The sequence below is a fragment of the Pelomonas dachongensis genome, assembly GCF_043555865.1.
GTDB classification, from domain to species: Bacteria; Pseudomonadota; Gammaproteobacteria; order Burkholderiales; family Burkholderiaceae_C; genus Pelomonas; species Pelomonas dachongensis.
The window spans coordinates 997,662-1,017,364 of the sequence record NZ_JBIGHY010000001.1 but is presented as its reverse complement, the minus strand read 5'-3'; the positions used below and the strand labels follow the sequence as shown (position 1 = coordinate 1,017,364).

Genomic DNA, 19,703 nt, shown 5'->3' with positions numbered 1-19,703 from the left:
GATGCGCAAGCTCAGCACGCTGCAGATCGCACTCGCGTTCTCGCTGGGCGTGCACGCGGTGTTGCTGAGCCTGCGCATCGCCTCGCCCGACGCGTTCAATCGCATTTTCAAGGACACGCCGCTGGAGGTGGTCCTGGTCAACACCCGCTCCAGCGAGCCGCCCGCCAAGGCTGCCGCGCTGGCGCAGGCCAACCTCGCAGGCGGCGGCAACGTCGAGACTGGCCGTGCCACGTCGCCGCTGCCGCCCGCGCGCCGCCGCGAGACGGGCGAGGCCGCCGAGTCGCAGAGCTCGCAGATCACCCAGTTGCAGCAGCAGCAGCAGCACTTGCTGGCCCAGGTGCGACGCGAACTGGCGCTGCTGCCGCCGCCCGACCCGAAGCGCGAGAAAACCGACGCCCGCGAGCGCGCCCAGGCCGAGAAGCGCCGCCAGCTGGTGGAGCTGCTCGCCGAAATCGAGAAGCGCGTCAACGAAGAAAGCGCCCGGCCGCGCAAGCGCTATGTGAGCCCGGCCACGCGCGAGGTGGTCTACGCGCAGTACTACGACGGCCTGCGCCGACGAATCGAGGAGCGCGGCACGCGCGACTTTCCGCAGTACCGCGGTCGCAAGCTCTACGGCGAGCTGACCATGAACATCCACATCGACCACAAGGGCCGCGTGCTGGAGACCGAGATCCTGGCCTCCAGCGGCAACGCCACGCTGGATCGCCGCTCGGTGGCCATCGTGCAGGCGGCCTCGCCCTTCGGCAACTTCAGCAAGGAGATGCTGAAGGGCGCCGAGGTGCTGGTCATCACGTCGCGCTTTCGCTTCACGCGCGACGAGGGACTGGAAACGACCTTGACCGGACAGAACCCATGAGCCCTGCCCGGCCGCCCGAAAGGGCTAAACGCCCGCTTGGCGGGACAGCGCGAAGCGCGAAGGGTGCTTGAATGACAGATCGATATGCAGTGGTGGGCAACCCCGTCGAGCACAGCCGCTCGCCGACCATCCACGCAATGTTCGCCGAACAGACCGGCGAGGCCGTGGCCTACGAACGCCTGCTGGCACCGCTGGACGGCTTTGAAGCCACGCTGCGCGACTTCGCCGCGGCCGGCGCCAAGGGATGCAACATCACCGTGCCGTTCAAGTTCGACGCGTTCGCGCTGGCCGCGAAGCGCACCGAGCGCGCGCAACTGGGTGGCGCCGTCAATGCGCTGCGCTTCGACTCCGACGGCTGGACCGGCGACAACACCGATGGCGCCGGCCTGGTCAACGACCTGCAGAAGAACGCCGGCCGGCCGCTCACGGGTCTGCAGGTGCTGCTGGTCGGCGCGGGGGGCGCCGGCGCGGGCGTGCTGGCCAGCCTCATCGCGGCGAAGCCGGCGCGCATCACGATCGTGAACCGCAGCGTGGACAAGGCGCAGGCGCTGGTCGCCAGCCACGGCCACCTCGGCGTGCCGCTCGTTGCCGCGACGCTGGCCGATGCGCCGGCCGCGCAGGACCTCGTCATCAACGCCACCAGCACCAGCCTGGCCGGCGCCGCGGCGCCGGTGGATGCCCGCGTGCTGAAGGCCGGCGGCCTGGCGCTGGACATGATGTACGGCCCGAAGGCACAGAGCTTTCTGGACTGGGCCGCCGCGCACGGCGCCGAGCCGCGCGACGGACTGGGCATGCTGGTCGAGCAGGCGGCCGAGGCCTTCTTTTTCTGGCGCGGCGTGCGGCCCGACACGGCACCGGTGCTGAAGGCCGTGAGGGCCACGCTGTGATCCGCCACATCGGCCGGTTGATCGCCGTGCTGGCGCTGGCCGTGCTGTGCCTGCAACTGTGGTTCGCCGGCCGCATCGCGCTGATGAACGTGCTCGCGCCGCAGTCCACCAGCTTCCAGCGCAGCGAGGCGCTACGCCTGCTGAAGGACAGGCAGCAGGTGGCGTGGGCGCAATCCTGGGTCGACAACGACCGGCTGCCAGGCACGCTGAAGCGCGCAGTCATCGCCAGCGAGGACGACGGCTTCGCCGAGCACGGCGGCGTCGATTGGGATGCGCTCAAGGGCGCCTGGCAGAAGAACGAGAAGGCGCAGGCGCGCGCCGAGGCCCGCAAGACCAAGAAGCCCCCCAAGGTCATCGGCGGCTCGACGATCACCCAGCAGTTGGCCAAGAACCTGTTCCTGTCCGGCGAGCGCACGCTGCTGCGCAAAGGTCAGGAGCTGGTGCTGACGCTGATGCTGGAAGGCCTGCTGAGCAAGCAGCGCATCCTGGAGATCTACCTGAACAGCGTGGAGTGGGGCGAGGGCCTGTTCGGCGCTCAGGCGGCGGCACGGCACTACTTCCGCACCGATGCGTCGCGGCTGGGCGCGTTTGAAGCCGCGCGGCTGGCCGTCATGCTGCCGGCGCCCAAGCGCTTTGAACGCCAGCCCGGCTCGGCCTATGTGATGGGTCGCGCCGCCCTCATCGTCGGCCGCATGCCCAGCGCGCAGTTGCCATGAGCGACATCACCGAAGAGATCGCCGCCGCCGCGGCCCGCCTCATCGTCGAAGAGGGCATGGACTGGGGCGCCGCCAAGCAGCGCGCCGCGCGCGATGCGGGCGCGGCGCGCGCCGCGCTGCCCGGCAATGACGAGGTGGAAGAAGCCGTGCGCGAGCACATCGCGATCTTTCACGCCGACACGCAACCGGGCGAGCTGCGCGCCCTGCGCGAGCTGGCGGCGCAGTGGATGGCGCGGCTTGCCGACTTCCGGCCGCACCTGACCGGCGCCGTCTGGCGCGGCACGGCCACCAAGCTGTCCAACGTCCACCTGCAGCTCTACTGCGACGACAGCAAGGCCGCCGAGATCGCGCTGCTGGACCGCGGGCTGGACTTCGACGTCGCCGAGACCACCGGCCCGCGCGGGCGCGCCGTGGACATGCTGGTGCTGGACGTGCCCTGCCCGGCGTTGCAGGAACGGGTCACGCTGTGCCTGAGCGTGCTGGACTTCGACGACCTGCGCGGCGCCCTGAAACCCGATGCCCGCGGCAGGACGGATCGCGGTGACCTGAGCGCGCTGCAGGCGTTGCTGGAAGAATTGCCCCCCGCATGAAACCTCTTTCCCGTCGTCTCCTTCTCACCGGCGCCGGCCTCGGCGCTGCCGCGCTGGGCGCCTCGTTCGCCTGGCGCCGGCAGCCTGCACCTGCACCTGCATCTGCGCCTGCCCCGTCCCCGGTCGCCCAGGCGTTCTGGGCGCGCCGCTTTCCCGGCCTGGACGGCGCCGAACTGGACGTTGCCCGTTGGCGCGGCCAGCCGCTACTCGTCAACTTCTGGGCCACGTGGTGCCCGCCCTGCGTGAAGGAACTCCCGGAGATCAACCAGTTCTACAACGAAGCCCGCAGCAAGGGCTGGCAGGTGCTGGGCCTGGCCATCGACAAGGCCGAGCCGGTGAAGGCCTTTCTGCAGAAGACGCCACTGGACTTTCCGGTGGCGCTGGGCGGGCCCGACGGCCTGGCGCTGGTGCGTGACCTGGGCAACGCGGCCGGGGGGCTGCCGTTTTCCGTCATCTTTGACGAACGTGGCGAGATCAGCTGGCGGCGCATGGGGGTCACGCACCTGCAGGAACTGCGAGATCTGGCGCGAAGCTGAGCTCAACGGGCCGCGCCGGGGGATGATCCCCAGAATTTCCCCAATCGCGCGGGAAATCGGCCCCAAAACGCGTAAAGTTCGCCCTTCCTCAATTTAGTGACGGCTCCCTAGACCTTCAGGGATGCGGACCCGTCGCGCGTTTGATGCAAGTTCTCGTCCTGCATGGCCCCAACCTCAATCTGCTCGGCACCCGCGAGCCCGAGGTCTATGGCACGCAGACCCTGGCTCAGATCGATGCCGAACTGAGCACGATCGCGACTGAAGCCGGCGCGACTCTGATCACCTTCCAAAGCAATCACGAAGGTGCGCTGGTCGACCGCATCCAGGCCGCGCGCAGCGACGGCACGCGCGTCATCATCATCAATCCGGCGGCCTACACCCACACCAGCGTCGCTATCCGCGACGCCCTGGCCGGCGTCGCCCTGCCCTTCATCGAAGTCCACCTATCCAACATCCACCGCCGCGAGGCCTTCCGCCACCACAGCTACCTGAGCGATCTGGCGGTGGGTGTCATCTGCGGGCTCGGCGCCAACGGCTACCGGCTGGCGCTGCGTCACGCCCTCGAATCGTTGGGGACCGGCGCCTGACAGGCACCGGTCTTGCCCGTCCTCACTCACAACAACTACATCGCCTGGAGCCACCCATCATGGACCTGCGCAAGCTCAAAACCCTGATCGACCTGGTCTCGGAATCCAATATCTCCGAACTGGAAATCACCGAGGCGGACGGCAAGGTCCGCATCGTCAAGGCCGACCCTGCGGCGGCGCTGGCCGCCCAGCCGGTCTACGCCGCCCCGGCAGCGCCGGTGACGGCCGCCGCCGCGCCGGTGGCCGCCGCAGCGGGGCCTGTAGCGGCGCCAGCCCCCGCGGTCGAGACCGGCCACGTCGTGAAGTCGCCCATGGTGGGCACGTTCTACCGCGCCTCCAGCCCCAACGCCAAGGCTTTTGCCGAGGTGGGCCAGCCAATCAAGGAGGGCGAGGCCATCTGCATCATCGAGGCCATGAAGATCATGAACGAGATCGAGGCCGACAAGTCCGGCACGATCACGAAGATCCTGTGCGAGAACGGCCAGGCCGTCGAGTTCGGACAGCCGCTTTTCGTCATCGAGTAAACAAGGACTTCTGATGTTCAAGAAGGTCCTCATCGCCAACCGGGGCGAGATCGCGCTCCGGATTCAAAGGGCATGCCGAGAGCTCGGCATCAAGTCCGTCGTCGTTTATTCCGAGGCCGACCGCGACGCTAAGTACGTGCGCCTGGCCGACGAGGCCGTCTGCATCGGGCCGGCGCCTTCCGCGCAGAGCTATCTCAGCATGCCGGCCATCATCGCGACGGCCGAGGTGACTGACGCCGAGGCCATTCACCCGGGCTACGGCTTCCTCAGCGAGAACGCCGACTTCGCCGAACGCGTGGAGCGCAGCGGCTTCACCTTCATCGGCCCGACGCCCGAATCGATTCGCCTGATGGGCGACAAGGTCTCGGCCAAGCAGGCCATGATCCGTGCCGGCGTGCCCTGCGTGCCCGGCTCCGAGGGCGCGCTGCCCGAAGACCCGAAGGAGATCATCAAGATCGCCCGCTCGGTCGGCTACCCGGTCATCATCAAGGCGGCAGGCGGCGGCGGCGGGCGCGGCATGCGCGTCGTGCACACGGAGGCGGCCCTGGTGCACGCGGTGCAGACCACGCGCGCCGAAGCCGGTGCAGCCTTCGGCAACCCCGAGGTCTACATGGAGAAGTTCCTCGAGAACCCGCGCCATGTGGAGATCCAGATCCTGGCTGACACGCACAAGAATGCCGTGTGGCTGGGCGAGCGCGATTGCTCCATGCAGCGCCGCCATCAGAAGATCATCGAGGAAGCTCCGGCCCCCGGCATTCCGCGTCGCGCCATTGAAAAGGTGGGCGACCGCTGCGCCGCCGCCTGCAAGAAGATGGGCTACCGCGGCGCCGGCACGTTCGAGTTCCTGTACGAGAACGGCGAGTTCTACTTCATCGAGATGAACACGCGCGTGCAGGTGGAGCACCCGGTCACGGAGATGGTGACGGGCATCGACATCGTGCAGCAGCAGATCAAGATTGCGGCTGGCGAGAAGCTGCCGTTCACGCAGCGCCAGATCGAGATGCGCGGCCACGCGATCGAGTGCCGCATCAACGCGGAAGACCCGGTCAAGTTCATCCCGTCGCCCGGCCGCATCACGATGTGGCACGCACCCGGCGGCCCCGGCGTGCGTGTGGACTCGCATGCGTACACGAACTACTTCGTGCCGCCCAATTACGACTCCATGATCGGCAAGATCATCGTCCATGGCGACACGCGCGAGCAGGCGCTAGCGCGCATGCGCATCGCGCTAAGCGAGACGGTGGTCGAAGGCATCCAGACCAACATCCCGCTGCATCGCGAGCTGATGGCGGATGCCAAGTTCATCGAGGGCGGCACCAGCATTCATTACCTGGAAGGCTGGATGGCGGCGCACAAGCGCTGAAGGCGCCTCATGACGCAGGACAATGCGGGCATGAGTCATCTTTTTGAACTGGCCCTGGTCTGCCGCGAGGCCGACGTCGAGACCGTCAGCGATGCGCTGATGGAGATCGACGCCCTCGCGGTGTCCGTCGAAGACGCCGATGCCGACACCGAGGCCGAACACGCGCTGTTCGGCGAGCCCGGCATGCCCGCCCCGGCCGCGGGCTGGGAGCGCTCGGTGGTGAAGGCGCTCTTCCCTTCCGAGCCTGAAGCCACCGAAGCCGCGACGCTGATCCTGGCCCAGCAGTGGGCTGCGGACGTGCACGTGCAGGCCATCCAGGCGGTGCCCGAGCAGGACTGGGTGCGCCTCACGCAAAGCCAGTTCGCGCCGGTCGAGATCACGCCCGAGTTCTGGATCGTGCCGAGCTGGCACGAGGCGCCGCCGCAGGCCCAGCGCGTCATGCGGCTGGACCCCGGACTGGCGTTCGGCACCGGCACCCACCCGACCACACGCATGTGCCTGCGCTGGATCGCGACCCGCAACCAGTCGTGGGATCGCGTGCTGGACTACGGCTGCGGCTCCGGCATCCTGGCCATCGGTGCGGCACTGCACGGCGCCCGCAGCATCGACGCGGTGGACATCGACCCGGCCGCGATCACCTCGTCACGGGACAATGCGGCCGCCAACGGCGTGACGCTGAACACCGGCATGCCCGAGCTGGCCCAGGGCCAGTACCCACTGGTCATCGCTAACATCCTGGCAACGCCGCTGAAGCTGCTGGCGCCGCTGCTGTGCGCGCACGTCGCGGCCGGCGGCCATCTGATCCTGGCGGGCATCCTGTCGCGCCAGGCCGACGAGCTGAAAGCGGCCTATGAGCCGTGGCTGTCGCTGTCGGTCGGCGATGAAGAAGACGGCTGGATCCTCATGACGGCGCAGCGGCCCGCATGAGCGCAGTGTCGGGCCGCCCCCAACAAGCTCGCTCCCGCCTGGCGGGAGTGAGTCCGGACTTGAGAGGCGATGAGGGCATCTCAAGACTGGTGAGCGCCTGGCCGATCCGTCGGACAGGCAAGGCTGAAGGCCGAAGGGTGCACCCATGAGCCTCGCGACGCGCTGCACCGCCTGCGGCACGGTCTTCAGAATCGTGGAAGACCAGTTGCGCGTGTCCGACGGTTGGGTGCGCTGCGGCCGGTGTTCCGAGATTTTTGACGCGCGCGAGCTGCTGTTCGACATTGAGCGTGAGGCACCGCCACCGTGGCCAGCAGCGTTCACGCCGGCACCGGGGTTCGCGGATGAACCGCCATCGCCCCCCACACCGCACCCGCTGCCGCCCCCGGCGCCGGCGCCCGAGCCGGAACCCGAGCCGGAACCCGAGCCGGCCTGGATTCCGCAGCCGGTCGCCGATCCCGAACCGCAGCTGGAAACGCCGCCGCGCTTCACCGCCACGGCCGCTCCCGCGCGGCAGGAACCGCGCTGGGTGGAGGACGAGCCCCTGGCCCACCTGCCCCCCGCACCCGTACCCCAGCCCGTCATCGAACCGGCACCAACGTTGGTCGCCGAGCCGACTTCGCCCTCGACTCCCGTCGTGCCCGAGTTCATGCGCATGGCGCAGAACAGCGCCCGTTGGAATCGCCCGGGCATGCGGGTGATGCTCAGTGCATCGTCGCTGCTTCTCGCGCTACTGTTGCTGCTGCAGGTCACGCTGCACTTCCGCGATGCGCTGGCCGCACTGCATCCGCCGTTGCGCGGCGCGCTGCAAGGTTTGTGCAGCGCGCTGGGCTGCGAGGTGCAGCCCTGGCGGCGCATCGAAGCCATCAGCATCGAAGCCACATCGCTGAGTCTGATGGGCGGCGGCAGCGGCTACAAGCTCAACCTGTCCCTGCGCAACAAAACCGGCGTGAGTGTGGCGGCCCCGTGGATAGAACTCAGCCTGACCGACGCCAACGGCGCGCCATTCGCGCGCCGTGTCGTCGCGCCCGAGGCGCTGCAGCCGCAGTTGAAGCAGGTCGGCGCGGAGTCGGAGCATGCGCTGTCATTCAGCTTCAGCACCGGCGGCAAGCGGGTCAGCGGCTACAGCGTCAACGTCTTCTACCCCTGATCCGGCCCGCAGGGCGAATGCGCGCCTGACAAGAAAAAACCCGGCACCGCGTGAGCGGGCCGGGTTTTGCGTTTGCTCGAAACGGGCGGCGTACCGCCCGCTCAGACAAGCGCTTAGGGCTTGTTGCCGGTGGGGAAGGGCCAGGCGGCTTGCGGGCTCAGCGCGGTCTTGGCCGCGGGGGCGGGTGCAGCAGCAGCAGGCTTGGCCGCAGGGGCAGGCTTGGCAGCCGCCTTCTTCGGCGCTGCAGCCTTCTTCGCGGCCGGCTTGGCAGCAGGCTTCGCCGCGGGCTTGGCAGCGGCCTTCTTGGGGGCAGCAGCCTTCTTTGCCGGAGCAGCGGCCTTCTTGGGCGCAGCAGCCTTCTTGGCAGGAGCGGCAGCCTTCTTAGGAGCAGCAGCCTTCTTGGCCGGAGCGGCAGCCTTCTTAGGAGCAGCAGCCTTCTTGGCCGGAGCGGCCTTCTTCGCCGGAGCAGCAGCCTTCTTGGCCGGAGCGGCCTTCTTCGCCGGAGCAGCGGCCTTTTTGGCCGGAGCGGCCTTCTTCGCCGGAGCAGCAGCCTTCTTGGCCGGAGCGGCCTTCTTCGCCGGAGCAGCGGCCTTCTTGGCCGGAGCGGCCTTCTTCGCCGGAGCAGCGGCCTTCTTGGCCGGAGCGGCCTTCTTCGCCGGAGCAGCAGCCTTCTTGGCGGCAGCCTTCTTCACCGGGGTTGCAGCGGCCTTCTTGGCCGGAGCTTTCTTCGCAGTTGCCATGGTTTTCTCCTTGATCAAGGGACAGAAACGCCGCCCTGCACGGACCGGTCCGTGCAGATACGGCTATTCACCGTCCGAGAGTCGCTCAGGAGGAACGCCTCGGTACGGTGAATGGGATCGCCATGCAGTCCCGCCACGTCTTGCGTGTTGATGCGGGTTTCGCTCGGTGACTGCATTGGCCAGGTCTTGATCGGGTGGTGGCTGGGACTTCAGTCCCAGCTCAGTGCCCCGCCCGACTGGTACTCGATGACGCGAGTCTCGAAGAAGTTGCGTTCCTTCTTCAAGTCGATCATCTCGCTCATCCACGGGAAGGGGTTTTCTTCGTTCGGGAACAGCGCTTCAAGGCCGATCTGCACCGCACGGCGGTTTGCGATGAAGCGCAGGTAGCCCTTGAACATCGACGCGTTAAGGCCCAGCACGCCACGCGGCATGGTGTCCTCGGCGTAGCGGTACTCGAGCTCGACGGCCTTCAGGAACAGCGCCTTGATCTCGGCCTTGAACTCGGCAGTCCACAGGTGCGGGTTCTCGAGCTTGATCTGGTTGATCAGGTCGATGCCGAAGTTGCAGTGCATGGACTCGTCGCGCAGGATGTACTGGTACTGCTCGGCCGCACCGGTCATCTTGTTCTGGCGGCCCATCGCCAGGATCTGCGTGAAGCCGACGTAGAAGAACAGGCCTTCCATCAGGCACGCGAACACGATCAGCGACTTCAGCAGCGTCTGGTCGGCCGCGGGTGTGCCGGTGACGAAGTCCGGCTTCATGATCGCCTCGATGAAGGGGATCAGGAACTCGTCCTTGTCGCGGATCGACTGCACCTCGTTGTAGGCGTTGAAGATCTCGCTCTCGTCGAGACCCAGCGACTCCACGATGTACTGGTAGGCGTGCGTGTGGATCGCCTCCTCGAAGGCCTGGCGCAGCAGGAACTGGCGGGCCTCGGGCGCCGTGATGTGGCGGTAGGTGCCCAGCACGATGTTGTTGGCGGCCAGCGAGTCGGCAGTGACGAAGAAGCCGAGGTTGCGCTTGATGATGCGGCGCTCGTCGTCGGTCAGGCCGTTGGGATCTTTCCAGAGCGCGATGTCGCGGCTCATGTTCACTTCCTGCGGCATCCAGTGGTTGGCGCAGGTGGCGAGGTACTTCTCCCACGCCCACTTGTACTTGAACGGCACCAGCTGATTGACGTCGGTCTGGCCGTTGATGATGCGCTTGTCGGCCGCCTTCACGCGACGTGCCGTGGTGGCTTCGCCAGACAACTGGGGCGCAGGAATGGAGACGCTGGCAGCTTCGCGCACAGACACCGAAGCAGACGTCGCCGAAAGTGATGTCGATGGCAGGGCCGCGAGAGTGTTCGCGGCTTGGGTATCAGTGGACTTCAGGTCTTCGTCCCAATCCAGCATGGTGTGCTTCCTATCGCTTCGAATTATCGGCAGTGCTTGCGGGGTTCAACAAGAACCCGCCACTGCTATTTGCATCAATCGCGCGAACTTTGTTGCGCGAGGGCATCGAAAACAAGCAGCGCGCACTTGTCTATACAAGTGCGCGCTGCTGCTTCATTTACTGGCAGGCCTCGCAACCGGGGTCGTCGATGGCGCAGAACTTCATGTCGGTGGCCGGAAGTTCGGGCTCCACGGCAGCGACAGGCGCAGCCGGTGCAGCCATCACCGGCGCAACGCCGGACGACACCGCGTTCAGCTGGCCAGAGCGCGTGACCGTGCTCTTCTCCGCCTGCGTCGCGCTGATGGTGCGCAGGTAGTAGGTCGTCTTCAGGCCGCGCTGCCATGCGAGCTTGTAGGTCTCGTCCAGCTTCTTGCCCGACGCACCGGCCATGTAGATGTTCAGGCTCTGCGCCTGGTCGATCCACTTCTGGCGGCGCGCGCCGGCTTCGATCAGCCACGACGTATCCACCTCGAAGGCGGTCGCATACAGCGCCTTGATGTCCTCGGGCACGCGGTCGATGCGGCGCAGCGAACCGTCGAAGTGCTTGAGGTCCATGACCATCACGTCGTCCCACAGGCCCAGCGCCTTCAGGTCACGCACCAGGGATTCGTTGATGACGGTGAACTCGCCGGACAGGTTGGACTTGACCGACAGGTTGCCGAAGCAGGGCTCGATGGACGCGTCCACGCCGATGATGTTGGAGATGGTCGCGGTCGGGGCGATGGCGACGCAGTTGCTGTTGCGCATGCCGTGCGCGGCGATGCGCCCGCGCAGCGCGTCCCAGTCCAGCGTCGTCGAGCGGTCCACGTCGACATAGCCACCGCGGGCTTCGGCAAGCAGATCCAGCGAATCGATCGGCAGGATGCCGCGATCCCACAGCGAGCCCTTGTACGAGGAATAGCGGCCACGCTCTTCGGCCAGTTCGGTCGAGGCCCAGTAGGCGTGGTAGCAGACGGCCTCCATCGAGCGGTCGGCGAACTCGACAGCAGCCTGCGACGCATACGGCGTGCGCAGCTGGTACAGCGCGTCCTGGAAGCCCATGATGCCCAGGCCCACCGGGCGGTGGCGCAGGTTGGAGTCACGCGCCTTCTTGACGGCGTAGTAGTTGATGTCGATGACGTTGTCGAGCATCCGCATCGCGGTGCGCGTGGTCCTCTTCAGCTTGACCTGGTCGATCTCGCCATCCTTGATGTGCTGAGCCAGGTTGACCGAGCCCAGATTGCAGACGGCGATCTCGCTGTCGTTGGTGTTCAGCGTGATCTCGGTGCACAGGTTGGACGAGTGCACCACGCCGACGTGCTGCTGCGGACTGCGCACGTTGCAGGCGTCCTTGAACGTGATCCAGGGGTGGCCCGTCTCGAACAGCATCGACAGCATCTTGCGCCACAGGTCCTTGGCGGGCATGCGCTTGAATAGCTTCAGCTCGCCGCGATCCGCCTTGCGCTCATAACCCACATAGGCTTCCTCGAAAGCCTTGCCGAACTTGTCGTGCAGGTCCGGGCAGGTGGACGGGCTGAACAGCGTCCAGTCGCCGCCTTCCAGCACACGGCGCATGAACAGGTCGGGAATCCAGTTCGCGGTGTTCATGTCGTGCGTGCGGCGGCGGTCGTCGCCGGTGTTCTTGCGCAGGTCCAAGAACTCTTCGATGTCCAGGTGCCAGGTTTCCAGGTAGGCGCAGACGGCGCCCTTGCGCTTGCCACCCTGGTTCACGGCCACGGCCGTGTCGTTGACGACCTTCAGGAAGGGCACGACGCCTTGGCTCTTGCCGTTGGTGCCCTTGATGTGTGAGCCCAGCGCACGCACCGGCGTCCAATCGTTGCCCAGGCCGCCGGCGAACTTGCTCAGCAGCGCGTTTTCCTTCAGCGCCTCGTAGATGCCGTCCAGGTCGTCGCTGACCGTCGTCAGGTAGCAGCTGGACAGCTGCGAGCGGCGCGTGCCGGCGTTGAACAGCGTCGGCGTGCTGGACATGAAGTCGAAGCTGGACAGCACTTCGTAGAACTCGATGGCGCGCGCCTCGCGGTCGATCTCGCCCAGCGCCAGGCCCATGGCCACTCGCATGAAGAACGCCTGCGGCATCTCGATGCGGGTGTCTTCGATGTGCAGGAAGTAGCGGTCATACAGCGTCTGCAGGCCGAGGTAGTCGAACTGCAGGTCGCGTTCGGCCTTCAGCGCGGCGCCGAGGCGGACCAGGTCGAACTGGCCCAGCTTCTCGTCCAGCAGCTCGGCCGCGATGCCCTTCTTGATGTAGCCGGGGAAGTACTCGGCGTAGCGCGTCTGCATTTCAGACTGCATGACCTCGCCACCGATGATCTCGCGGCGGATGGTGTGCAGCAGCAGCCGGGCCGTGGCGCGGCTGTAGCCGGGGTCCTTCTCGATCAGCGTGCGCGCGGCCAGGATGGCAGCCTTGTAGACCTCGTCGATGGGCACGCCGTCGTACAGGTTGCGCTGGGTCTCGGCCAGCACGGGATCCGGCTTCACGTCGGCGCCGAGGTTCTCGCAGGCCGAGGCGATCAGCGACTTCAGCTGGCCCAGGTCCAGCGGGCGGCGCTCGCCACCGTCGATGACCATCAGCGACGGCTCGGCCACACGCGCGGCTTCCCCCTGCGACGCGCGTTCCTGCGCACGGCGCTCGCGGTACAGCACGTAGGCGCGGGCCACGTCATGCTGACCGCTGCGCATCAGGCCCAGCTCGACCTGGTCCTGCACATCCTCGATGTGGAAGGTGCCGCCGCTCGGGCGCGAGCGCAGCAGCGCACGCACGACGTTCTGCGTCAGCTGCTCGACCGTCTCGCGCACGCTGGCCGAAGCCGCACCGCTCGTGCCGTGCACCGCCAGGAACGCCTTCATCAACGCCACGGCGATCTTGCTCGGCTCGAACGAGACCACGGCGCCGTTGCGGCGCAGGATCTGGTAAGCCTGGTAGGTCGACGGCGACGGCTGGGCAACCTTGGTGGTGGGCGCGCCGGATTCAAACGCGACCGGTGCGGCGGTGGCGGGTGCCTGGCCGGAGACGGTTTGTTGCATGACGGAATCCTTTATCGAGAGACTGCAATGCGATGCGCGACTCCGACCTGGCGGCGGAGGGTCAGCGCATCGTGAGGGGTTTCAAACGGGGACCACGCGGTTTCCAAAGCGGAATCGCGTCCCGGTCTCACCATGACGAGGCCGGCTTCGCGGCGCGGCTCGCTGGGGTGTCGCTGGGGGTGACGCAACTGGCAGCAAGCCACGTCAAACAGCGCTTCCAGGGAGGGGTTCATGGGGTATCGACTGGGTCGGCAGAATAACACGAGAGAACACTATATATGTGGCACCCCGCCCCCTCAAGCACTACAGATAGTGTGAAAACCCGTGACTCGCACCCCCTAGAAAACGGCCATTCCGGCGCCGAGCCCGATCAACACGGGTCACGCGCACCGCAACCCGCATGAGCATTGGGCAGCGCGCCGGAAGGCCGCGCCAGCCCGCACCGTTGCTGGGTTTGCGCGGCGGCGTCGGTGACCGCAGCGCGCTGCGCGCGGGATTCAAGCAGGGCAAATCCCGAGGCCGAGCCTCAGCGTGGCGCGCCGGGCGCCGGGTCTGCAATCGCCAGCCGTGCCATGCGGTAGCGGATCTGCCGCAGCGACAGCCCCAGGCTCGCCGCCGCCGCCGTGCGGTTGAAGCGGTGCTGCTCCAGCGCCCGCAACAGGATGGCGCGCTCGACCTCGTCGAGATAGAGCGCCAGGTCGTCAGGTAGCTGCTCGGGCAACGACAGCCCTTCGACGACCGACGCCCCCGGACCTGGCGCCTCGTCCGCCGTTTCCAGCGTGCCGAACTGCGACACGCTGCCGCCATCGTCCAGCAGCGTGTCGGGCAGCCCCAGGTCCTCGGCGCCTATCCATTCACCGCCGGCCAGCGCCAGCGCGCGGTGCAGCAGGTTCTCCAGCTCACGCACATTGCCGGGGAAGGCATAGCGCGACAGCGTCTGCAGCGCGCCGGGCGTCAGTCGCGGCGTGGGCGACACGCCGGCGTCTTGCGCGATGCGGGCGAGCACGCGGTCGCTGATCAGACCCAGATCCTCCAGCCGCTCGCGCAGCGGCGGCACGCGGATCTGGATGACATTGAGCCGGTAGAACAAATCCTGCCGGAAGCGCCCCGCCGCGACCTCCGCGCTCAAATCCTTGTGCGTGGCGCTGAGGATGCGCACGTTGATCGGCGTCTCGGCCGTCGCGCCGACCGGGCGCACCGAGCGCTCCTGGATCACGCGCAGCAGCTTGCTCTGCATCGCCAGCGGCAGGTCGCCGATCTCGTCGAGGAACAGCGTGCCGCCGTCGGCCGCCTGGAAGAATCCCTCCCGGTCTTCGTTCGCGCCGGTGAACGCGCCCTTGCGGTAGCCAAAGAACTCGGCCTCCAACAGGTTCTCGGGAATGGCGCCGCAGTTCACGGCGACGAAACGCTGGCTGGCGCGCGTGCCGTGGTCGTGGATGGCGCGCGCCACCAACTCCTTGCCGGTGCCCGACTCGCCGTGCACCAGCACCGGCGCCATGCTGCGCGCGACCTTGTCGATCAGCGCGCGCACCGCGCGGATGGCGGGCGACTCACCCACCAGGCGCAACGCTGTCGCGGCCACCGCCGCCACGACGCTGGCCGCCGCACGCGCCTGCGGCTCGGGCGCCCTGCTCGCTGGCTGGCGGCCCAGCGCGGAACCGACCACCTGGCGGAACTGGCGCAGGTCGACCGGCTTGGTCAGGTAATCAAACGCGCCGGCCTTCAAAGCCTCCACCGCGTTCTCGGCGGAACCAAAGGCCGTGATGACGATCGCCCGCTCCGGTCGCGCCGCCTGCTCCAGCCAGCGCAGCACCGCGAGACCCGACCCGTCGGGCAGCTTCATGTCGGTGATGACGGCGCCATAACTGCGCCCCTGCAGATGCTCCAGCGCCTCGGCCACGGAGCCGGCACTGTCGATCTCGTAGCCCTCGCGCATCAGGGTCAGCTCGTAGAGCGTGCGCAGGTCCGGCTCGTCGTCGATGACCAGCAGGCGCTCGGTGGGGGATTTGCTCATCTCGGGCGGGGTCAGATGCCGGGCATGCGCAGACGCACGCAGAACTCGTTGGCCGCCGCATCGCTGGCGCGGCGGAAATCGATGCGCGCGCCGTGGCGCTCGCACAGCTCACGGCAAATATAGAGGCCCAGCCCCGTGCCACGGCTGCGCGTCGAGAAGAACGGCTCGAACAGGTGGCGCTCGACCTCGGGCGCCACCGGCAGGCCGGCGCTGCGCACCGTCAGCTCCAGCGCATCGCCCTGGCGCGCCAGCCGCACGCCAACCGTGTCGGGCCCGTCCTGCGCGTGCCGCAGCGCGTTGTCCAGCAGGTTGACCAGGATGCGGCGCAGGTGCTCGGCGTCGAACAGCGCGACCAAATCGGGCGCGGCCACCTGCAGCCTGAAGCGGCTCTGCGGACCGGCCTCGATGCCGTTGACCAGCGCCCAGTCCACGCAGGTTTCGTGCACCAGCGCGCTGGCGTCCAGCGCCAGCGTGTCGGGCTGCACGCCGGGCGCCACCTCGGTCACGTCGTCCACAAGGCGCTTGAGCCGCTGCACGTTGGACGCCACCATCCGCGTCAGCTCCTCGGCGCGCATGCCCGCCACGTCCTCGGCGATCAGCGCATTGGCCTGGGCAATCGCCGCCAGCGGGTTGCGGATCTCGTGCGCGATGCCGGCCGACACGCGGCCCATCGCGGCCAGCTTCTCCTGGCGCGTGCGAGCCAGCAGCTCGCGGTTGTCCTCCACGAACATCACGCATAGCTCCTCGCTGCCCTCACGCTGGCGGGTGAAGCGCAGCCGCAGGCGCAGGCTTCGGCTGATGCCGCCAGGCAGCGGCAGCGCCACGTCCAGCTCGGCACCGCGGCCGCCGGCGTAGGCCTCCTCCAGCGCCAGCGCCAGCGGCTGCCAGTCGGGCCGGCCACGCAGTTGCCAGCTCAACTCACCGCCATCCGCGCCCAGCAAGGTTCGCGACGCCGGGTTGCTGGCGCGCACGCGGCCACGGCGGTCTACCACCAGCACGCCTTCCTGCATCTCGTCGATGACCAGGCGGTTCAGCTGCTCCTGCTGGCGGGCCAGCGCCAGGCTGCCGCGCGCGGCCCGTTCCTCGCGGGCCAGCCGCGCGCTCAGCTCGCCGGCCAGCAGGCTGACGGCGAACAGGCCGCCGCCCACCAGCCCGGCCTGCGTCGTCTTCAGGCCAACATCCACGCCGAGCAGCAGCAGCGACCAGCTCGACGCCGCCAACAGCGCCAGCGTCGCCACCGCCGCCGTCGCCAGCGCCAGCAAGCGCGGGCTCAGCACCGCCGCCATCAGCACCGGCATGACGAACAGCGCGCCGTAGTTCACGCCGCTCGGGTCCAACGCCTGCAGCACGCCGAACAGCACCAGGTCCACGCCGATGGCAGCCCACCAGTGCGGGCTGCTGACACGCGCCATGCTGCGCGCCGTCACGCCGCGGCGCAGCGGCGGCAACAACCACAACGCCACGGCCGCGAACGCATACGACGCGCTCAGCGTCAGCGTCGACGAGGCCGGCGGCGTGCCCAGCGCAGCGGCCACCAACTGGGCCGCGATCAGCGCCAGGCCCAGCGCGGCCCGGGCCGCGAGAAAGGCGCGGTAAAGCCGCTCGAAGGTCGTGCTGCTGTCAGCATGCTCCGCCGGCGCCGACTCGACGAACCAGCTGTCGCGCCCGGAGGCCGGATCGAGCTGGGAGTTCAGCGTCGAGTCCGGGCTCAAGCAGGCCCCTGGCGGGACTCGAAGCTGGCCCGGTGCGCCGCGCTGCAGAACACGCCGCCCTTGCCCGGCAGCGTCTCGTCGGCCGGCAGGTGCATGCCGCATTCGGCACAGCTAAGCATCGCCTTCGGCCGCGCCGGTTCGGCGGGCCTGCGGGCCTCGGGCTCACGCTCCTTCGCGCCCCTGGCGCGCTTGGCGCCCAGCACGAAGAAGAGAATTGCGAGCACCGCCAGCAGCAGCACGTACTTCATGCGCCAGCTCCCCGCTGCAGCACTACTTCCAGCACGAAGCGCGACCCGGCATAGGACAGCAGCAACAGCGCAGCGCCGGCGTACAGCCAGCGTGTCGCGCGCCGGCCGCGCCAGCCGTAGATGCGCCGGCCCACCAGCAGCCCGGCCAGCACCAGCCAGCCCAGCACCGCCAGCAGGTTCTTGTGATCCCACTTCCAGTGCGGCGTGAACCACCACCCCAGCACGATGGCAAGCGACAGCACGCCCACGCCGGCCGCGACGAAATTGAAGGTCAGCCGCTCCAGCTGCAGCAGCGGCAACCCGCCGGGCGTGGACTGCTTGCGGCGCAGCTGCAGCTCGGCACGGTTCATCAGGGCCGCATGCAGCACGGCCACGCCGAACAGGCCGTAGGACGCTAGACCCAGCACCCAGTGCAGCGGCGCCCAGGGCGAGGCCGCCTGTGGCCGGCTCTCGCCGGGAAAACTCCAGGCCAGCAGCACGGCCACCGCCGCCAGCCAGGCCAGCACGCGGCGCACGCTGTGCAGTGGCAGGAAGCGGCTTTCGATCAGATAGACGGTCAGCACCAGCCAGGCCGTCATCGACAGCGCCGGCGCAAAGCCGAAGCGCGCGCCAGGCGTGGCCAGGCCATAGCCACTGATGTCGATGAACAGCGCGATGAAATGCGCAGTCCAGGCCAGCGCCATCGGCGGCACGGAGCGCAGCGGGCGGCGCACGATGGCATCGCCCTCGGACGCGCGGGCGCGCAACAGGCCCACCCACACATAGCCCAGCAGCGCCAGCCCGCTGGCCACCGCGAGCGCCACGCTCGGCCCGGGGCTGCCAGCAAAGGCAACGGCGTCTCCGAGGGGGGCGGGCGATAAACTCATGGCACGCAGTGTACTTTTGGCCTCACGCCGTTCTGGCGACCCGGCCCCTCCGAAACCCATGGCATCCAACCTCACCGACCGCCTGAGTCGCCTCGTCAAGACGATGCGCGGCCAGGCCCGCATCACCGAGAGCAACGTCCAGGACATGCTGCGCGAGGTGCGCATGGCTCTGCTCGAAGCGGACGTGGCCCTGCCCGTGGTGCGCGACTTCATCGCCCGCGTGAAGGACAAGGCGCTAGGCCAGGAGGTCGTCGGGTCGCTGAACCCGGGCCAGGTGCTGGTCTCGGTCGTCCACAAGGAACTCGCCGCCACCATGGGCGAGGGTGTGGCCGACATCAACCTGGCCGCCCAGCCGCCCGCCGTCATCCTCATGGCCGGCTTGCAAGGCGCCGGCAAGACGACCACGACCGCCAAGCTGACCAAGCACCTGATCGATAAGCGCAAGAAGAAGGTGCTGACGGTCTCCGCCGACGTCTACCGCCCGGCCGCCATCGAGCAGTTGAAGACGGTGACCAAGCAGGCCGGCGGCGAGTGGTTCCCATCCGACCCCGGCCAGAAGCCGCGCGACATCGCGCTGGCCGCACTGGACCACGCCCGCCGTCACTACTTCGACGTGCTGCTGGTCGACACCGCCGGCCGCCTGGCCATCGACGAGGCCTTGATGGCCGAGATCAAGGAGCTGCACGCGGCCATCAACCCGGTCGAGACGCTGTTCGTCGTCGACGCGATGCAGGGCCAGGATGCGATCAACACGGCCAAGGCGTTCAAGGAAGCGCTGCCGCTGACCGGCGTCATCCTGACCAAGCTGGACGGCGACTCGCGCGGCGGCGCGGCGCTGTCGGTGCGCCAGATCACTGGCGCGCCGATCAAGTTCGCCGGCGTGTCAGAAAAGATCGACGGCCTGGAGGTGTTCGACGCCGAGCGCCATGCCGGCCGCGTGCTGGGCATGGGCGACATCGTCGCACTGGTGGAGCAGGTCACGCAGAGCGTGGACCTGGCGGACGCGCAGGCCTTTGCTCAGAAGCTGAAGGACGGCAGCGGCTTCGACCTGAACGACTTCCTGCAGCAGATTGCGCAGATGAAGAAGATGGGCGGCCTGGGTGGCCTGATGGACAAGCTGCCCACCAACATGATGGGCAACAAGCAGCCCGGCCAGGCCGACATGGACCGCGCCGAGCGCGACATGAAGCGCATGGAAGGCATCCTGCGCGCGATGAGTGCCAAGGAGCGCGCCCACCCTGCCCTGCTGATGGACGGCAAGACCAAGGCCAGCCGCAAGCGCCGCATTGCCGCTGGCGCCGGCGTGCAGGTCCAGGAGGTGAACCGCCTGCTGAACCAGTACGACCAGATGCAGGGCATGATGAAGAAGATGAAGGGCGGCGGCCTCATGAAGATGATGAAGAAGCTCGGCGGCATGAAGGGCGGCCTGCCCGGGATGTAGCCCACCGCCGAGGCGCTTGATGCGCCCCCCCTAAAGGGGGCGCAGCCAGTGGCCAGGCAAAGCCGGTTCCACGGCTGCTGCTGGATGAGTC

General features: G+C 68.1%; 18 protein-coding genes. 11 read left to right on the top strand and 7 right to left on the bottom strand.

Translation table 11 applies throughout. The features are described 5' to 3' along the window. The first annotated feature begins 1 nt into the window (after nt 1). From ACG02S_RS04700 to ACG02S_RS04655, 10 genes are all read left to right on the top strand, one after another. A complete protein-coding gene (locus ACG02S_RS04700; RefSeq protein WP_394469270.1) occupies nt 2-856 on the top strand; it encodes an energy transducer TonB in 855 nt (284 codons plus the stop codon). Nucleotides 857-927: 71 nt separating this feature from the next. Further along, nucleotides 928-1,743: a shikimate dehydrogenase gene (aroE, locus tag ACG02S_RS04695; protein ID WP_394469269.1), complete on the top strand. Its 816-nt coding sequence runs from the start codon at nt 928-930 to the stop codon at nt 1,741-1,743. Next, nucleotides 1,743-2,459, top strand: coding sequence for a monofunctional biosynthetic peptidoglycan transglycosylase (gene mtgA / locus ACG02S_RS04690; protein WP_394469303.1), 717 nt, complete (start codon nt 1,743-1,745; stop codon nt 2,457-2,459). Before aroE ends, mtgA begins: the two co-directional genes overlap by 1 nt. Continuing rightward, nucleotides 2,456-3,049, top strand: coding sequence for a hypothetical protein (locus tag ACG02S_RS04685; protein ID WP_394469268.1), 594 nt, complete (start codon nt 2,456-2,458; stop codon nt 3,047-3,049). The genes mtgA and ACG02S_RS04685 overlap by 4 nt, the downstream gene beginning before the upstream one ends. Continuing rightward, nucleotides 3,046-3,585, top strand: coding sequence for a TlpA disulfide reductase family protein (locus tag ACG02S_RS04680; RefSeq protein WP_394469267.1), 540 nt, complete (start codon nt 3,046-3,048; stop codon nt 3,583-3,585). Before ACG02S_RS04685 ends, ACG02S_RS04680 begins: the two co-directional genes overlap by 4 nt. Before the next feature lie 140 nt (nt 3,586-3,725). Next, the gene (aroQ, locus tag ACG02S_RS04675) at nt 3,726-4,172 is read left to right on the top strand and encodes a type II 3-dehydroquinate dehydratase (protein WP_394469266.1); all 447 of its coding nucleotides are present in this window, start codon (nt 3,726-3,728) and stop codon (nt 4,170-4,172) included. Nucleotides 4,173-4,231: 59 nt separating this feature from the next. After that, nucleotides 4,232-4,696, top strand: a complete 465-nt coding sequence (gene accB, locus ACG02S_RS04670; protein ID WP_394469265.1) for an acetyl-CoA carboxylase biotin carboxyl carrier protein — start codon at nt 4,232-4,234, stop codon at nt 4,694-4,696. A 13-nt stretch (nt 4,697-4,709) separates the two neighbouring features. Then, entirely contained in the window at nt 4,710-6,059 is a 1,350-nt protein-coding gene (gene accC, locus ACG02S_RS04665) for an acetyl-CoA carboxylase biotin carboxylase subunit (RefSeq protein ID WP_394469264.1), read from the top strand. 30 nt (nt 6,060-6,089) lie between these two features. Then, nucleotides 6,090-6,986, top strand: a complete 897-nt coding sequence (prmA, locus tag ACG02S_RS04660) for a 50S ribosomal protein L11 methyltransferase (RefSeq protein ID WP_394469263.1) — start codon at nt 6,090-6,092, stop codon at nt 6,984-6,986. 145 nt (nt 6,987-7,131) lie between these two features. After that, entirely contained in the window at nt 7,132-8,133 is a 1,002-nt protein-coding gene (locus ACG02S_RS04655; protein WP_394469262.1) for a zinc-ribbon and DUF3426 domain-containing protein, read from the top strand. 113 nt (nt 8,134-8,246) lie between these two features. On the opposite strand, the gene ACG02S_RS04650 is transcribed toward ACG02S_RS04655, so the two are convergent. The 7 genes from ACG02S_RS04650 to ACG02S_RS04620 all read right to left on the bottom strand — a co-directional run bounded on the left by ACG02S_RS04650 (nt 8,247) and on the right by ACG02S_RS04620 (nt 18,171). After that, entirely contained in the window at nt 8,247-8,873 is a 627-nt protein-coding gene (locus ACG02S_RS04650; RefSeq protein WP_394469261.1) for a histone, read from the bottom strand. A 209-nt stretch (nt 8,874-9,082) separates the two neighbouring features. Then, entirely contained in the window at nt 9,083-10,267 is a 1,185-nt protein-coding gene (locus ACG02S_RS04645) for a ribonucleotide-diphosphate reductase subunit beta (protein ID WP_394469260.1), read from the bottom strand. 157 nt (nt 10,268-10,424) lie between these two features. Next, nucleotides 10,425-13,331: a ribonucleoside-diphosphate reductase subunit alpha gene (locus tag ACG02S_RS04640; protein WP_394469259.1), complete on the bottom strand. Its 2,907-nt coding sequence runs from the start codon at nt 13,329-13,331 to the stop codon at nt 10,425-10,427. A gap of 526 nt (nt 13,332-13,857) precedes the next feature. After that, entirely contained in the window at nt 13,858-15,345 is a 1,488-nt protein-coding gene (locus ACG02S_RS04635; RefSeq protein WP_394469258.1) for a sigma-54-dependent transcriptional regulator, read from the bottom strand. Between the two features lie 11 nt (nt 15,346-15,356). Continuing rightward, nucleotides 15,357-17,057 carry a sensor histidine kinase gene (locus tag ACG02S_RS04630; RefSeq protein WP_394469257.1) on the bottom strand — a complete coding sequence of 567 codons (1,701 nt, stop codon included), beginning with the start codon at nt 17,055-17,057 and terminating at the stop codon, nt 15,357-15,359. Further along, nucleotides 17,054-17,305, bottom strand: coding sequence for a PP0621 family protein (locus ACG02S_RS04625; protein WP_394469256.1), 252 nt, complete (start codon nt 17,303-17,305; stop codon nt 17,054-17,056). Before ACG02S_RS04625 ends, ACG02S_RS04630 begins: the two co-directional genes overlap by 4 nt. Next, nucleotides 17,302-18,171, bottom strand: coding sequence for a cytochrome C assembly family protein (locus tag ACG02S_RS04620; RefSeq protein WP_394469255.1), 870 nt, complete (start codon nt 18,169-18,171; stop codon nt 17,302-17,304). Before ACG02S_RS04620 ends, ACG02S_RS04625 begins: the two co-directional genes overlap by 4 nt. A gap of 58 nt (nt 18,172-18,229) precedes the next feature. Here ACG02S_RS04620 and ffh point away from each other — a divergent pair, with 58 nt between their 5' ends. After that, nucleotides 18,230-19,612, top strand: a complete 1,383-nt coding sequence (ffh, locus tag ACG02S_RS04615) for a signal recognition particle protein (protein ID WP_394469254.1) — start codon at nt 18,230-18,232, stop codon at nt 19,610-19,612. Nucleotides 19,613-19,703 lie beyond the last annotated feature (91 nt).